Origin of the sequence: Reichenbachiella sp., assembly GCF_039944555.1 — a bacterium.
In the GTDB taxonomy this organism is placed as follows: domain Bacteria; phylum Bacteroidota; class Bacteroidia; order Cytophagales; family Cyclobacteriaceae; genus Reichenbachiella.
In genome coordinates, this window is the sequence record NZ_JBDUYN010000007.1 from 148,674 (window position 1) to 165,250 (window position 16,577).

Genomic DNA, 16,577 nt, shown 5'->3' on the forward strand with positions numbered 1-16,577 from the left:
GGCGCAGATTACTGAACAACTAAAATTTTGAACAATTAAAACAAAAGTTATGAATGAAAAACATAAACATTTAGGATCAAGAGGAAGCTGTTTTTATATCCTTGGCTTCTTCGGAGCGGCTTATTATTTTATTTCCACGTCAGTTGGTTTTTGGATGGGAGTAGGAGGCTTTTTTAAAGCCATCGTATGGCCGGTGTTCTTTGTCTATGAGTCCTTTAAATATTTGGGATTATGATAAACTTAGGACCTAATAAACCAACAGCCAGGCTTGCCGGATTTCTGTTTCTACTTTTGATAGTTACAGGCGTTTTTTCTGAATTTTTTGTCCGTCAGGAAATTTTCGTTGCCGATGACGCGTTGGCTACGGCCAACAACATAGCGGCCAATGCATTATTGTTCCGAATAGGAATGGTCAGTGACCTGGTCATGACCTTGGCCTATTTTTTCTTTGGACTTGTGGTCTATCAACTACTTAAATCGATAGACAAGTTCCAGGCTCAACTTCTGGTGGCTTCAGTATTGATATGTGTTTCTATTTATAGTATCAATATGCTCAATCATGCAGCACCATTGATTCTTTTAAGTGGACAAGATTACTTGAGTGGTTTTGATACCAATCAGTTGAACGCCCTTGTTACCTTCTTTCTAGAGCTGCATGGCACCGGTTACTATGTGTCTCAAATATTCTTTGGACTGTATTTGTTTCCATTGGGTTATTTGGTTTACAAATCCGGTTGGTTCCCCAAAGCAATTGGTGTTTTATTAATGCTGGGAGGGCTAGGTGATATGATTGACTTGCTATGGTTCTTTCTGTACCCTGATTTCGACACAGAGAATCTCATTTTGTTAAACCTGACGTTACCTGCTGACTTGGGAGAATTTTCACTTTGCCTTTGGATGATGATTATGGGGATCAGACAGCCGAAGGTGGACATAATTTAGATACAGCACTTAAATTTCGAAACTCATGGAGATTTTAGTATTCAAAACAGATATCAAATCCAAACGCCGAATCGAGCGCGTAGAATGGATATTTAATCAGCATCCATACATAGCCGATTGGAGTGTTGATCTTCAAGATGTTGACAAAGTTTTGAGAGTGGAAGCACGCTCAAAACTTAAAGAAGATGATGTGATAGATATCATACGAACATTCGGGTATACCTGCGAGGTGCTACCTGATTAAAAACAAATTATAGACAGATGAAAGCAATAACAAACTATAAATACGGTGGCCCTGAGGTTTTGAAACTTGAGGAAATAGACAGGCCTACGCCTCAGGAAAACGAAGTCTTGGTAAAAATAAAGGCAACGGCAATCAATCCACTCGACTGGCACGTTATGAGAGGCATTCCTTATTTCATGCGGTTGATGACTGGAATAGCCAAACCTACAAAGTTCAATATTTTGGGTGCGGATGTTGCCGGTACGGTTGAACAGGTAGGAGACAAGGTAAGGCAGCTCAAAGTGGGCGATAATGTTTTTGGTGACATTTTCAATTTCGGTTTAGGAGGGCTTTCAGAATATGTCCGTGTGAAAGAGGAAGGCTTAGTAGTGATGCCTGAAAACATAAGTTTTGAGGAAGCTGCGGCTGTACCTGTGGCTGCACTTACCGCCTTGAATGGACTACGGAAGTTTGGCCCAATTTCATCCGGTCAAAAAATATTGATCAACGGCGCTTCGGGTGGTGTAGGAACATTTGCAGTTCAAATAGCCAAAATCTATGATGCGCATGTTACGGGTGTTTGCAGCACGACAAACTTAGAACTGGTTAAATCCATAGGTGCAGATGAGGTTATTGATTACACCAACGAGGACCTACCGCAAAGTGGCAGAAAATACGACCTGATTTTCGATGCAGTAGGTAACTTGTCGTTAGCCGATTATAAAAACTTACTCTCAGAAGAGGGCAGATGTGCGGTGGTAGGCTTTGGAGGTGTAGGACACATGATACGTGCCGGTTTGTTAGGAGGAAAGAAAATAAAAATGGTGGACTTTAAGGCCAATCAGCGCGATATGAACGAACTAAAAAATTTGTTGGCCTCAGGTAAGATATCATCAGTGATTGATCGTTCCTATCCACTTGAGGAAGCAGCAAAAGCCATGAGGTACTTGGAAACCGGAAGAGCGAAAGGAAAGGTAATTATTTCGATTGCTCAATAAAAAGTAATTTCACACTCGGGAAGCAGGTACTGGAAAGTATCTACTTTGCCCTGACTTAGACGCGTGTTGTTACAAATGAATGTTTTGAGTTTATTCATTCCGTAGAGTCTTTCCAATCGCCAAATCCGTGTGTTGCTCACATTTAAGCTTTCGAGCCGAATAAGTTTATCCAGACCCTTCAGATTCTTAATGCCGGTTCCGGAGCAGTTGAGGTGTTTCAGCGTGTTCATGTAATATAAATCTCTCAGATCTTCTACTGCCGTGTTTGAAATATTGAGTGATTCCAATTTTGAAAGCTTAATGATCCCTTCAAGTGTCTGGAGTGGGCCGTTCGTATAGGTGAGATGGTGAAGATTCTGATGACTGTACAATTCATTTAGATTCAACACCCGAATCCCGTTCAGCGTAATCGACTCAAGGCTTATAAATGCTTCGAGAGGAACCAGGGAAGTGATAGCTTGATTTTCTATAAGAATTTCTTTTTGTTCGACTAAGCGGTGCAATTGATAAGTATCAGGATTAGGAGCAGAGAGGGCATTTTTCCATGCTGGGGTGAGTTCAGACCACCATTTGTTTAATTTCTCGGTTTGAAAAACAATCACTGTTTCCGGATTGACGGCTAAATACTCAATGACTTGCTGCTCATCCAGATTGGTATGTTCCGCATCTATCCGCTTAAGCTTATGTAGCTGGGTAAGGGTTTGGATATCTTTGAGATTGCTTTCAGATAGATCCAGGAACTGAAGGTTAGCATTTTGCTCTAATCCTTTTGAGGATTCTACAGGTAAATTAACAGCTCTCAAGTGCTCAAGATCCAACATGTCACTGGTAAAATCAAAGCTGGTCAGGTCATTATAACTGATATCAAGATACCGCAATCTTTTGAATCTTTTTAATGGCTCCGAAGTGTAGAGTTTCTTGTCTGAGACGTCTAATGAATCGATATTTAGAAGCTTGACTAAATCTTCCTTGGAAGGCTCACTTATACCTATTCTTTCGCTTAGAACCGCTTTCCAGTTGGCTGATAGAGATGCCCACCATTGTAATACTTGCTCACTGTTGCTGACTACCACGGCTTCAGGATGATTGGCCATGAAAGCCGATGCTACTTGTTCGGTGATGCCTGACAGGTCTGCATAGACCTTTTTCAGTGTAGGAACTTCCTGAAGAGGCGCTAAATTTTCGACGGATGTCTGATTAATAGTGAGTATTTCCAGTTTAGGGTGATTTTCTAACCCTCTGAGATTTACGATTTTAGATTCTGAAAGACCTAGTTGTGTTACATCAGGCAGGCTTTGAAAGACAAATAAATGGTCAACCGACGTTCTGGATAAATCTACGATTTGTAATGAAACGTTTTCCGAAAGCAGCGTAGGGTCATCAAAAGCGGTATTGGAAAGATTGATGTGTTTTAAGCCATCTAACTCTTTTAGCGTTTGGAAATTTTCAACTTTCGTGTCCGATAGATCAAGATAAAAGAGTTCTTTTAATCTTCCTAAAACCGTGATATCATCAACCTCTGTGAACGAAACATCGAGGTAAGCCAAACTTTTAAAATATTGTAGAGGCGAAAGGTCAGCAACTCTTGTATTTTGAGCTTCAAGTTTTCTGAGTTTTCGTGCATAGCGCAACGGATTGAGACTCTCTATTTTGGTGCTGCTTATGTTGAGTACCTTCAACTGCTTCATGGCAGATAGAGGTTCTAAATCAGTAAGAAGCTGATTTCCCGATAGGTTTAAACTGTCGAGCGAGGCAATCTTTAGCAGGACCTCATTTGAAATTGAATCAAAGGGAACATATTCATTGAATAGGGTAGTCCATCCAAAAGAAAGGCTTTCCCACCATAGCTGTAGCTCTTTTTCACGACTTAATTTTGTACTGTAAACGCTTGCGATCTTCAGATCATTGGTCTCCTCATTCAGGTTGACCTCTATGAATCGTTTTTTTGTACCGATGTAGTTTTCATCATCTATCGTAGTACCGTTCACGGTGTTTTCAAAGGAAACTAGATAGTAGAAATCTATGCTGTCTGATTCGATCTTTTCGATGACCATGTTTTGGAAATCAAATTGAACGTCTTTGAAAAAGAAATCAACATCTCTGAGGTAGGCAGTCACATCCTTGTTGGTGATCACCTTTCTATCCTGAACCAAATCATCTTCAATTTGCACTTCTGGATTTTCAAAAACCTTTTTAAAACTTTCTGTAATGATTACTTCTTTATCCCTCACAGAGGTTTTTTCGGCTCCAACAGTATTGAGCATGTATCTGTAAAAACTCACCAAACTTCTGACCTCATCATATTGAGTTGAATCGACTTCGGTCTGTGCCAAACCTGGTAAAAAGGAAAAGCAAAATATCAGCAGAAAGACGTTTTTCATAGGTGGATAAAGATAGGTTCTTGGTTTTAATTTTTGCCGTAAATGTAGTCCAGCATTTGTTGTTTTTGGTCTTCATTCGCCAGGGGTACCAAATCTGAAATGAGCCATCCTGAGTTGTATCCGGGTCTATTGAAATTCGACAGTGAAAAGTAGTAGCCATCAATGGCAAAAAAGTGAAAATTCATATTTTTTACTGAAACAAACTCCAGGTTTCCCTGATTCAACTCATAAAGAAAAATAGTAAGAAAGTCTGGCTGAAAACTCCTTCCTGTAAACTGCTCCGCATGCTCATTATTCTTAAATGCTTTTCGCAAAGTCATGAAACCCAATTCATGACTCATCGGATGGATGAACTTTTTGGTCTCTGTAGTATCCTTGTCAAACCATTTTTTGAATTGACTGAATGCTACATCATCGATGATCCATTCATATCCCTGACCTTGTGCTTGCAATCTCATGTAAAGCGTACCGGAGAGTTGTCTTCCTTTATACTTAAATATGGTATTGACTTCAGCAAACCAGTGATCCCTGTGAAAATCGAGAAAGGCAGGACCCCTCTTGTCCGTGATACGTTTGATAAACGCCTTAGATTGAACAGGGTCAATCTGGCTGGTTTGCACATCAAACAGTACCGGCATGTATTTCTTTCTTAATGACGGATCACGATATCTTTTGTCTGAGGCATAATACCGTTTGCCGTTCTCGTCTTCTTCGCCATTGAACCTACGAAAAAACTGATTGATTTGCTTAGTTGAAGCACGAAGTTGGTCTTCAGTGTCTTTCATGTCTCTGGTGAGTCCCTGACCCACCGAGATATGAAAAGCCAATACAGTATAAAGCGCTGTTAGAATTGTTTTCATGCAGACGTCTCAGTTACCCGAATGTCGCCCAACATCACATCCCAGAATTCAATTATTCTACCGGCAATCTGTGTTTCTTTCTTTTTCACATAGATGGTGATGTCCTTTTTGGTGGTGTCCTTGTAATTCAGTGAGCCGTCCTTTGAGCTGCCTTCGAACCTCTGGTAAATGGTAATAACACCTACAAACGTTCCATCTGGTTGTTGCTCTAAGTCACTTACATAGTGAATATCGTACCATTGAATCTTTACCTTGTCGTAGTTGAGCGCCATTAAACGCTCAAAGTATTCTCTGACCTTGTAGTAGGTTACTTCTTCTTTACTCAAAGAAGAAACGCCCATCTCGCTGTCATCAGCAAAAAGTTCTTCGGCTCTGTCCATCACACGCTGGGCCTCAGAAAACTGAGTATCCTTGTTTCCTATGATGCTGATGTATTTGCTCAGGTCTTTGACCTTTTCCAATGCCAGGGAATCAATCGCCTGTTTTCTTTTTGGATCGATATTGCTCTGTGCGAAGGCGCTAGCTGTTAGTACCAGTGCCAACGAAAGCAATGTGTATTTTATGAATTGCATATTGTTATTTCTTTTTGTGAATTATTATTTTTTCAGCACCAACTCTTTGATTTGTCCATTGATGTTGTAAACCACTTCTTCCACTTGGGCCGGTTTACTTTTTGTGTCTTTTAGGTAGTCTAGATATTTGGCTATAGTAGTCGGTTCATCATAGTCCGGACTAGCCCCGTCATTATAGATCACTATTAGTACCGGTGCATCAGAATTGCTAAACATAGTCAGTGCTTCCTCAATACTCGCATTCGCAGATGAAACGGACGAGGCTGAAGAAACTGCATTGAAGTAGCCATTCAATTTTTGTTCTTTAGAGATGATTTTCTCAGGTATTCTTTCTTCAACTGCAGGTGCTTCTTCTATTACCTCTGCAATTTCTTCTTCTACTTGTTGCTCGGTTTCCTCTACAGGTGCCGTTACTTGAGCGAGGTTTTTCCGGCTCTTACAAGACGATATTGAAATTATGAATGCCGCAATGATGAGCAGAGACACCGGGGAAATGTTCAAAATATGTTTTGTCATGGTTGTAATGATTAGAATGTCTTCTTGTTTTATTTCAGTTTTTGAAACTCGTACGCCTATTACAAATAGCGTTCCAATTCAAACTAACGTATCGAAAATAGTTTTATTTAAAGTTCGTGTCTGATTGTTCATCAGTTGGTATATTGCATTTACCCTTCGCCACAATCTACTTGAAATTGTATACAATTTCTTTGATTCAGTGTCCTGTGTAAGTCACGGCTACACAATGAAATTGATATTACTTAATTGACTGGTCACCGCGCCAAATATGTTTGCGCATACATATTAACGTGCTACTTAGGTCTTCTAGGACGAAATAGAAGGCCGTATACAAGGTATAGTTGACGGTCTTGGCAGTTTTGGTTAAATTATATATGGTTTGTATCATGATGTGATGATAAAATTCTATCCATTTATTTTAATTCTCTTCGGCAGCCTATGCAGCTGTGAGCCTGAAAAAATAAGGAGGTCAGAAGACCGAGATGAGGATTGGAATAATACGGTTATTCTAAGGAAAAAACTGAATTTTGGTAAACCTAAGATCGCCGCGGTAAATGACGATTCACTGATTGTAAACCTTGCAAAGGGGAGAACGATAAAAGTAAATGCCTCTGAGCCCAAACGAAACCTTCTTTCTAAAGTAAAGGCTGGAAAACCAAAACTGACGATCAAAGATTCGGCGGTAATAACTGAAATAAGACCAGGAATTGGGGCAATTCTTCATCCTGTCAAAAAAGAGATTCCGAGCACCGGCTATCTCATACAGAGTGATGATACTGTTTTTGCTCCCCAGATCAACGTAGCCTTCTGGCCCGTACCAACACCAGCACAATCCATGCGCTTTAGGGATGCTGCTTTACACGATATTCAGTTTTTAGATGTGGGACAAGGATTGCCGTCATCTTATGTAGACGCCATATATGAGGATGCCAAGGGCAATATGTGGTTTGGTACTTATGGAGGTGGTGTCACAAGGTATAATGGTAACACTTTTACGACATTTACAGTCGATGAGGGTTTGCCTAATAATATCATTGTAACAATTCTAAAGGATCGAGAAGGTAACCTGTGGTTTGGAACAGATGGTTCAGGGATAAGCAGATACGATGGAAATACGTTTACCAACTATAGTATAGAGCAAGGCTTTGCCGGAATCTATTTAGAAACCATTACCGAGGACCAGGATGGCGATATATGGTTTGGTACGAATGGAGGAGGTCTGTCCAGGTTTTCAAAAAGGGGGACAAAGGAATTCTTCACTAACTATACTACAAAAAACGGCCTTTCAGACAATAGTGTATGGGCTTCTTTAATGGACGTCAGCGGAAACCTTTGGTTTGGTACCAGAAACGGTCTATGTAAATTTGATGGCAAATCCTTTAAGAACTTTTACGTCGCAGACGGTTTACCTGACAATAATATTCGCTCTCTATTTCAAGACAGTGATGGCAACCTTTGGATAGGTTCAGAAGGGGGTGTCAGTATATACGACGGCAATTCTTTTATCACTTACAGCAAAGATGAAGGCCTGTTCAACAATAGAATATGGCACATCAATCAGGACGCCAATGGAGATATTTGGCTGGGAACTGATGGAGGAGGGGTGTGCAAAATGAATTTTAGTCATGGCCAGGACCTCGAGGAAGTTTACTTCACGTTTTACACCGAGAAAGAAGGACTTAGCTATGACTTTATACGCTCGATGTATGCCGACAAAAGAGGTAATATGTGGTTTGGTATAGATGGCGGCGGTGTTACTAAGTTTAAAACCAACTCATTTACTTCATTTACAGAAGATAAGCACTTAAGCGGCAATTCGGTGTGGTCCATTTTCGAAGATAAGAAAGGTAATTTGTGGTTCGGTTCAGATGTTTGGGGGATATACAAATATGCTGATGGATATTTTACAGTTTACATGGATGATGAAGACCTGTTAGAGTATTCTGTAATGGATATGCTGGAAGACAGAAATGGTAATATGTGGTTTGCTACCTATGGCGGCGGTGTGCTAAAATATGACGGACATTCGTTTACATCTTTCGATACGCCAGAAGGGTTTCCTCATAGAGATATATATTCTATGATTGAAGACAGAGCCGGCAATTTGTGGTTTGGCACCCAAGGCGGTGGTTTGGTAAAGTATGATGGAAAGTTCTTTACTACGTACAGTCAAAAGGATGGGCTTGCCAACGATCACATCTGGACGATCACTGAGGCATCGAATGGCGACTTGTGGATAGGAACCTTCGGAGGCGGAGTGAGTAAATTTGACGGCAAATCTTTTTTTACCTATACGAAAGACGAAGGAATTCTGAACAACAGCGTCAATTCCATATTTGAAGACCATGAGCTAAATATTTGGCTCGGTACCGATGAGGGATTAAATAAGCTTGTAATGAGTGAAAATGACTCTTCATTAGATGAAAAACTTTATTCTTTCACTGCGGCTGACGGATTGACCAATAGCATCACACTATCACTCATTCAGGATAATAATGCTAACCTTTGGGTTGGTACAGAAGGAGGAATTACTAGGCTTGCGCAGACAGATAGGCCAGGGGAAGAGAATCAACAACACGCTTATAAATTCAACACTTTTGTGCAACAGGATGGACTAAAGGGACTCGACGTTGTGATTAATTCAGTTTGTCTTGATTCCTACAACCGTATGTGGTGGGGCACTGGCAAGGGGCTTGCTATGCTGGACATTGACAATATCCAACCAAACACTAAAGCTCCGAAGTTGCAATTAGATGGAGTATCTATCGGTCAAGAGTTTGTTGACTTCAGAAGGCTAAGCAACGGATCAATTCAGACCTCGTTGGCTCATGCCAAAGGACTCCTTCAATCAATTGAATCGATCGTACCCTTCCAAAATTATCCATATCTGCTGGCCCTTCCTCATTACCTTGATCATGTGTCTTTCAGTTTTTCTGCCATCGATTGGTTAGCACCTCATAAGGTCAAGTATAAATACAAACTAGAGGGATTAGATAAGGACTGGAGCATTCTCAATGAGAATATCTCGGCAGAATATAGAAATTTGGGATATGGGACTTATACTTTTAAAGTAAAGGCTATAGGGAGTGCTGGTATTTGGAGTGAGACTATTACCTATCCGCTTACAATAATTCGACCTTGGTGGCATAGCTGGTGGGCTAGGGGCCTCTACTTAATTGTCGGAATTCTGGGTATTTTAAGTTTCGATAGGTGGCGAACAATGAGAATTCTAAGAAAACAGAAAGAGTTACAAGTCAATATAGAGGAACGAAACCGAGCGCTTGAAATCATGGTCGAGGAAAGAACAGCTGAAATCAAGCGGCAACAGCAAATGACCGAAGAAGCTAATATGGCACTTGAACAAAAGGTAAAAGAACGAACGAAAGAGCTTCTGGAAAAAAACAAAAAACTCTCAGATTACGCCTTTGTTAATGCACATAATCTTAGAGTACCTGTGGCTAATATAAAAGGAATCATTCAGCTCTTTGAGTTGGTTCAATCTCAAGAAGAAAAAATGGAACTGATTGAATTGCTCAAAGGCCAATCCAATAGTCTGGATGATGTACTGTATGAAATAAAGGATATGCTTGAAGAGGATAATTATCTACAGAATGATTAGTCTAGTTCAGCGCTCAGAAGTGATCTTTCATATGACCTCTATATCATGATGGAATTATTTTGTTTTTATTCCGGACTTCGTTTTCCACGTTGATTGGAATCATTAGTTCGAAAGAAGTTCCAAAACCGATTTGGCTTTTGACACTTACTTCACCTCTCAGCTGTTTGCTTAAACTCTTGACAATGGATAATCCAAGGCCATTGGAAGGCTCTCCATTGGTAGGCTTGGCACTTAATCGGGTAAAAGGTTTGAACATTTTCAACTGATCATCTTCGCTTATTCCCGGACCCTCGTCTTTTATTATTATTTTGAGGAGATCATCGATAGGATTGATTTCAATCTCAATCGCTTTCCCTATCTCTGAGAACTTGATGGCGTTTGACATCAAATTGTCCATTATTCTTGAAAGGAGTCCAATGTCGGATTTGAGTATAACAGACTTATAGTCCCCTGATAAAATTAATTTTTGCTTTTTGGATGACAAAGCTTCTTCAAAACTAGTTCGCCAGCCTTCGATGAAGTCATTTATGCTGAGCTCCGTAATAGTCAGTTCTGGTTTCTGATTTTTGGCCTGATTAATATCCAGTAAATCTCTAATCATTTCATTACCATGTTTTACCACGGTACGGATTTTGGCTATATAATCTTTTTGATCTTCACTCAAATTACCATCCAGAGATACCAGCTGAATGAGACCCTCAATGTTATTGAGTGGAGTCCTTAAATCATGAGCGACTATACTAATAATTCCATCTTTTTCCCTGTTCACATCGGACAGTTTAGCAAAAGAATTGGTTAGATGCTCAAATGCTTCTTCAATGGCAGTGTTCTTTGTCTTGATTTCTTCATAAGCCTTTTTTAGGGCTTCTGATTGTTTCTGAAGTTCTTCTTTTTGAGTAGAAATTTCTGAAGTGCGTTTTTCAACCTTTCTCTCTAATACCTTTTTTTGTATTCGCACTCTTCGTATATAAAGCCGAAACAAGGCATAGATACCAATCGCGACCGCAAGGGCCAACAGTACAAAAATCCAAAAATTTATGCCTTGATAAATTTCCGACGAGTCGATATTAACGATTAAAAGTATAGATGTAAGTATTTTTTGACCAAACATACGCTCTGCACAATAGCAAGATGAAAATTGCGATGGGTTAAATTGGCACTAATAGCTCAAAAAAATATGAACTGTGGTTGGGTCGGCTTGAATGTGAGACTGAATATTTTCTAAACGCTTATATTTTAACCATTAAGAATTTCAATGTCTAAGAATAAGAACGCTCCGAGAATATCCGAGTCAAATTATGCTTGCAACTTCATCAGTCCTAAATGTACTTAGAATATAATTTAATTAATAAGTTTAGCCTCACTAGTTGTCGTGAAAATTTAAAAGGCGGGTTTTAATCTTGAAAAAGTGCGAGAATTAACTTAGAAGTGGAGTGGGGACTTGAATAGTTTTAAAGCTTATCCGCTTTCTGAAAACGTTTGAATTACCTATAAGAAGAGTAATAGGTGAACGATTTTGACTTAAGCCATGAGCAGGTTTGAAACGATCACGAAATTCAGTTTGCATGCAATTAAATAAAATGAGACTGTTTCAAAAGTTGGTCATGCCGTGCGGAGTGAGATACCTCCTACGAATTGTCCGGTTGACTTTTGCTACAGCCTCATTTGTCAAATACCAGAGATTACCACCCAGCTGATCTTTCAGGTTCTATACCTTTAAGCCTGAGGTAAGTAATGTTTTTGCCATACTCTCTTTGTAAATGATCTGTCATGGTTAAGATGGCGTTCAATCTGGACATGTTAGAACCAAACCATTCAATCTCTTCATTCAAATCCTGATTGGTCAACTGCTGAATGCCGTTTTTTATAAATTTAAATGAAGCGCTAAGATTTCCGACCACTGCTTCTTTGTCGTCAGTATCAATTTCATTCTGTTCCGGCCTTTCAAGTTTCACGGTAGCAGCGAAGAGGTAATTCGCACCGGCAGTATGATTGACTAGCGCTCCGTAACTGGCAAGGGGCTCTATGGGTGAATAGGAGAAAAATTCAGCAGGCATCTTCTCAGTAGAGTTGATTACCATATTTGTCATCCTTTCCCAGGCGGCAAGTACTTGTTCTTTGGTAATGGGCGTATTTTCCTGAGGCGATTCGGCATTGGTCTTGTTTTGAGTTGTGCCGCACGCTGTCGTCAGTAATAAAAATAGACCCATCCATATTACATTCCTTTTCATAATATTTTGATTTTACATGTTAAGTGATGAATCAAAAGTATGAAGGCCTATTAGCCTTGAAAAGCAAAATGATTTGGGGTGTTAGATGAGTGATGAATGGTTGATTCAATCGACCATGCTTATCACTCACTTTTAAGCACTTCTGCCGGATTTGTTTGAGCTGTTTTTAATGTCATAAACCCAAAACTCAACATAATCAATACCGCCATGATTAGCGCCGAGGCCACAAATATGATGGGATTAATGCTTATGCGATAAGCAAAATCCTGAAGCCACCAATCAGAGAGAATGAATGCACCGGGCAACCCAATCACCAGAGAGACCAACAAAAGGTATAGAAAGCTCTTGGACAGGATCGTAATCATTTCTGCAATGTTTCCTCCTAGTACCTTCCGAATTGCTATTTCTTTGGCTCTTTTCTTGGCAGAGTATGTGGCGATACCCAAAATGCCTGATACGGTTAGTAAAATTGTGATCACACAGAATACCCAAACGATAGTCTTAAGTTTACTTTCGGCAAGGTAAAGTTGTTCGAAACGCTCGTCGAGAAATTCATAACTCAAAAGCGGAAGATTAGGATATACTTTTCTACTTGCCTTATCTATGGCTTGCATCACAGATGAGGTGGCTTTCGCTTTGAATTTAATAGAGGCAAATCCAAAGTTCATCAGATTCCTGTTTTGGATGGTGAGGGGGTCGATGTCCGAATGAAGCGATTTGAAATTGAAGTCCTTTACTACTCCCACGACATAACCCGTATCATGAGAAGAAACAATGGGTTGGTTGATCGGATCATCGCTACCAAATAGTTCCCTGGCAGCCGTTTCGTTCAATATAAATTCTGTTTCTCCTTCTGGGAGTTGCTCTTTAAAAGACTTGCCAGCTACAAGATTCATATCGTAGGTTTCCATGAATGTTTCGTCGGTAAATAACAGCCGAGTGTCGATTTCCTCATCACTTCCTAATTGTTTGGCTCCCTCCATCATAATTCTATACCCTGGAACCGAAGAGGAGGTAGAAATAGACCGTATACCTGGCACACCTCGCAACTCATTTTCGAAAGCTTCAAAGGAGGTTCCAACTGACGAATTGAGCTCGATCAGTAGGATTTGATCCTTCTCAAATCCCAAATCCTTATTTTGAATAAAATTCAATTGATCATAAACAATTACAGACCCAATGACCAAAATCAGGGATATGGTAAACTGCATAACTATCAGCGCTTTTCGGGTAATGCTCACTCGCTTCAGCGGCGTAGATTGACCGCCAGTCTTAATGATGTCAGCTGGACGGAATCTACTGAGTACGAGTGCAGGGTAAATGCCGCTGACCAGTTCTAAAATGGTCAGGAGTACAATCAGAGAAATGATTATTTCGGGATTGTTGATCACATTAAGAGGCAAATTCAACCCTGAAAATTGCTGAAAAAGCGGTTCAAGTAGGCCCAGTAAGAGCAGGCACAATGTTCCTGCAATGAATAGCAGTATAAGATTCTCAGACATGAACTGAAGAATCAATTGATACCGGCTGGCACCCACAGTTTTTCGAAGACCCACTTCTCTAGCTCGGTCAAGACCATGGATGATGGTTAGATTAATGAAGTTGATACTGGAAACAATGAGAATAAACAGTCCAATGGAGAAGAGAATGTACACATAGTAGATGTTCCCGTTGTCGGCATATTCTTTTTCATGGTTGGCATACAGATGTATTTTTTTCAATGGAGTAAGCAGTATATCTATCTTGCTGATAATGTCTTCATCGTAGTTTCTTAGCGTAACATGTTTATTCTTTATGATGGCTTTTGTGATTTCAAAATCAGCTCCATCGTCTATTTCTAGAAAAGTGTAAACCCAAAAATTTCGCCATTGTCTAAGAAAATCATCATCAAACGTATGCGCAGGGAGAAGGAAATCAAATCGTAAATGTGATTGCTCAGGAATGTCCTGAATTACTCCAGTCACCATTCGGGTGTGCTGCTCACCAGTCTCCGAATCATAGTCTCTGGAAATTGTAAGCATTTTGCCAATAGGGTCCTCATTGCCAAAGTATTTTTGAGCCATACTTTGCGTCAGGACTATTGACATTTTTTCTTGCAACGCCGTATTAGGATCTCCCTGAAGCATATGGTATGAAAACATCTTAAAAACAGAGCTATCAGCCATAAAACCACCGGTTTCATAGAATTGGCGATCCTTATATTTGATCGTTGTGTTCCAAATTCTGAGAAATCGAGTCATATTTTTCACTTCGGGTGAATTCTCAAGTGCAAAGATCCCGACACCAACTGGAATAGCTGCCCAGGGACTAGCTTCAAAAGCAAAACCAACCCGATAGATATTGTCGGCTTTCTCATGATAAGCTTCATAGGACAATTCATATCTGATGTAAATCAGCGACAGTAGGAAAATCCCTATGCCTAACACCAGATTTGTCAAACGCACAATTCCGGACAGTTTATTCTTTTTAAAATTTCTGAAAGTGATTAATGCGATGCTTTTCATGGATAAGTAGTTTGGGTGACTAATGAGTTTTTGGAAAGGTTTTGTTCGAAAGAAAGAGAAGTATTGAAAGACAGCAAGCAGATATTTCAGGTTGGTCATGCGACTATTTGCCTTACCCGAAATCTTATCGTACCACTCGTGCAAATCGCCTTGGACTTCTTCAATGAACTGCTCGGAGCAGTACCATTCCAGTATTCGATCCATCCAGGGTGGTGGCGATTTACGATTCATAATTGTTCATTTTGTAAGACAAATAGATGGATTAATTTTTTTGTAAACCATCGACTTATACTAATTGGTATGTTCTGAAATCAAAACTTAGTTTCGGCATGACTTCCCACATTTTGCTGCGCAATTCCCTGGCTTCGCTGAGGCATTTATAGCCATCTGCCGTTATCTTATAAAGCCGTCGCCTTCTTCCTCCTCGCTCGGCGGTGGCACCTCCCATGTATGAGAGCAAATATCCTTTCTTTTCTAATCTGACCAGTACGGTATGTATGGTGCTCAAGGTAAGTGCTCTGCCACTTTTCTGTTCAATTTCATTGACTATCGTTACCGTATAGGCATTTCCATCCAGTACGGCGGTTGACAGGAGAACCAACTCTTCAAATTCACCTAAGTGTGTACCTTTCATTTATTACATTCGTATTTGTAAGACAAATATAAAAAAAATATTCACACGCATAAAAGAAACCCTAGTCACCAAAAAGAGTAAAGAGCATATATTTGATCAAACAATCTCATCGAAATGAAATATAACAGACTAGGTAATTCGGGCTTACAAGTATCCTCGCTATGCTTTGGTACCATGACTTTTGGTGATGGTTCGGACGAAGCCATGAGCCAGAAAGTATATGCTGCCTGTCGCGATAAAGGCATAAATTTCTTCGATTGTGCCAATGTCTACGCCGGAGGCAAATCTGAAGAAATACTTGGAAGACTAATCAAAGATCATCGAGAAGAAGTAGTAGTGGCAACAAAGGGTTATTACCCAATGTCAGACGATGTCAACGGAAGAGGGGCGAGTCGCTTCCACTTAACCAAAGCCTTAGAAGCCAGTTTGAATCGCCTGGGGACAGATTATGTAGACGTTTACTATATCCATCACTTTGATGAAAATACGCCTCTTGAGGAGACCTTATCCACGCTCAACGATTTTGTACGACAAGGTAAAGTGCTATATCTAGGTCTAAGCAATTTTGCCGCCTGGCAAATTATGAAGGCGATTGCTATTTGCGACAAAATGGGTTTTGCTCCGATATCATGTATTGAGCCGATGTACAGCCTGCTCAAGCGCCAATGTGAGTCTGAAATTCTCCCACTAGCCATAGACCAGGGGCTAGGTGTCTTTAGCTATAGCCCTCTTGGAGGTGGCTACTTGACTGGCAAGTATTTGGACAAAAAAGGGCAGGGCAGGTTCGAAACGAGTAAGATGTATCAGAAACGATATGAAGCTGAGACCAATTTGAAGACGGTCAGAAAGTTTACGGACTTTGCCAAAGACAACGATTATAACCCGGTGACTTTAGCTATTGCTTGGGCTGCTTCGAATCCTGGTATTACTGCACCGATTGTAGGTGCGAGAAACTTGGAGCAGCTCAGCCCTGTGCTGGATGCAGTAGACTTTGACATGACAGACGAGCTGTGGGCGACTATAGCAGACTTTGCTTTGGCTCCGGCGCAGCCGACTGATCGGTCAGAAGAGTAGCGGATCAGTTTGGTAGTAGGTTG

Annotated in this window: 14 protein-coding genes; 6 read left to right on the plus strand and 8 right to left on the minus strand. The window is 40.3% G+C overall.

Going from position 1 to position 16,577, the window contains the following annotated elements; all coding sequences use genetic code 11:
• Positions 1 to 49 precede the first annotated feature (49 nt).
• From ABJD64_RS09230 to ABJD64_RS09245, 4 genes are read left to right on the plus strand one after another with little or no spacing between them, the layout of a single operon-like run.
• Entirely contained in the window at positions 50 to 235 is a 186-nt protein-coding gene (locus ABJD64_RS09230; protein WP_348181964.1) for a hypothetical protein, read from the plus strand.
• A complete protein-coding gene (locus ABJD64_RS09235; RefSeq protein ID WP_348181965.1) occupies positions 232 to 942 on the plus strand; it encodes a DUF4386 domain-containing protein in 711 nt (236 codons plus the stop codon). Before ABJD64_RS09230 ends, ABJD64_RS09235 begins: the two co-directional genes overlap by 4 nt.
• Positions 943 to 967: 25 nt before the next feature.
• Positions 968 to 1,186, plus strand: coding sequence for a hypothetical protein (locus ABJD64_RS09240; protein WP_348181966.1), 219 nt, complete (start codon positions 968 to 970; stop codon positions 1,184 to 1,186).
• A 17-nt stretch (positions 1,187 to 1,203) separates the two neighbouring features.
• The gene (locus tag ABJD64_RS09245; protein WP_348181967.1) at positions 1,204 to 2,163 is read left to right on the plus strand and encodes an NAD(P)-dependent alcohol dehydrogenase; all 960 of its coding nucleotides are present in this window, start codon (positions 1,204 to 1,206) and stop codon (positions 2,161 to 2,163) included.
• Here the strand turns inward: ABJD64_RS09245 and ABJD64_RS09250 are convergent.
• The 4 genes from ABJD64_RS09250 to ABJD64_RS09265 are packed head-to-tail and all read right to left on the minus strand — an operon-like array spanning position 2,157 to position 6,492.
• Positions 2,157 to 4,544, minus strand: coding sequence for a leucine-rich repeat domain-containing protein (locus ABJD64_RS09250; protein WP_348181968.1), 2,388 nt, complete (start codon positions 4,542 to 4,544; stop codon positions 2,157 to 2,159). The genes ABJD64_RS09245 and ABJD64_RS09250 overlap by 7 nt on opposite strands.
• A 26-nt stretch (positions 4,545 to 4,570) precedes the next feature.
• Positions 4,571 to 5,404 (minus strand): hypothetical protein, encoded by an 834-nt coding sequence (locus ABJD64_RS09255; RefSeq protein ID WP_348181969.1) that lies wholly within the window; start codon positions 5,402 to 5,404, stop codon positions 4,571 to 4,573.
• Positions 5,401 to 5,976 (minus strand): hypothetical protein, encoded by a 576-nt coding sequence (locus tag ABJD64_RS09260; RefSeq protein ID WP_348181970.1) that lies wholly within the window; start codon positions 5,974 to 5,976, stop codon positions 5,401 to 5,403. Before ABJD64_RS09260 ends, ABJD64_RS09255 begins: the two co-directional genes overlap by 4 nt.
• A gap of 24 nt (positions 5,977 to 6,000) precedes the next feature.
• A complete protein-coding gene (locus ABJD64_RS09265; RefSeq protein WP_348181971.1) occupies positions 6,001 to 6,492 on the minus strand; it encodes a nucleoid-structuring protein H-NS in 492 nt (163 codons plus the stop codon).
• A 394-nt stretch (positions 6,493 to 6,886) separates the two neighbouring features.
• On the opposite strand from ABJD64_RS09265, the gene ABJD64_RS09270 reads away from it, so the two are divergent.
• Positions 6,887 to 10,111: a two-component regulator propeller domain-containing protein gene (locus tag ABJD64_RS09270; RefSeq protein ID WP_348181972.1), complete on the plus strand. Its 3,225-nt coding sequence runs from the start codon at positions 6,887 to 6,889 to the stop codon at positions 10,109 to 10,111.
• A gap of 43 nt (positions 10,112 to 10,154) precedes the next feature.
• On the opposite strand, the gene ABJD64_RS09275 is transcribed toward ABJD64_RS09270, so the two are convergent.
• From ABJD64_RS09275 to ABJD64_RS09290, 4 genes are all read right to left on the minus strand, one after another.
• Positions 10,155 to 11,069, minus strand: a complete 915-nt coding sequence (locus ABJD64_RS09275; protein ID WP_348181973.1) for a HAMP domain-containing sensor histidine kinase — start codon at positions 11,067 to 11,069, stop codon at positions 10,155 to 10,157.
• Positions 11,070 to 11,793: 724 nt separating this feature from the next.
• Positions 11,794 to 12,342, minus strand: a complete 549-nt coding sequence (locus ABJD64_RS09280) for a DinB family protein (protein WP_348181974.1) — start codon at positions 12,340 to 12,342, stop codon at positions 11,794 to 11,796.
• A 122-nt stretch (positions 12,343 to 12,464) separates the two neighbouring features.
• Positions 12,465 to 15,077: an ABC transporter permease gene (locus ABJD64_RS09285; protein WP_348181975.1), complete on the minus strand. Its 2,613-nt coding sequence runs from the start codon at positions 15,075 to 15,077 to the stop codon at positions 12,465 to 12,467.
• Between the two features lie 55 nt (positions 15,078 to 15,132).
• Positions 15,133 to 15,480, minus strand: a complete 348-nt coding sequence (locus ABJD64_RS09290; protein WP_348181976.1) for a PadR family transcriptional regulator — start codon at positions 15,478 to 15,480, stop codon at positions 15,133 to 15,135.
• 114 nt (positions 15,481 to 15,594) lie between these two features.
• On the opposite strand from ABJD64_RS09290, the gene ABJD64_RS09295 reads away from it, so the two are divergent.
• The gene (locus ABJD64_RS09295; RefSeq protein ID WP_348181977.1) at positions 15,595 to 16,554 is read left to right on the plus strand and encodes an aldo/keto reductase; all 960 of its coding nucleotides are present in this window, start codon (positions 15,595 to 15,597) and stop codon (positions 16,552 to 16,554) included.
• Positions 16,555 to 16,577: the final 23 nt, after the last annotated feature.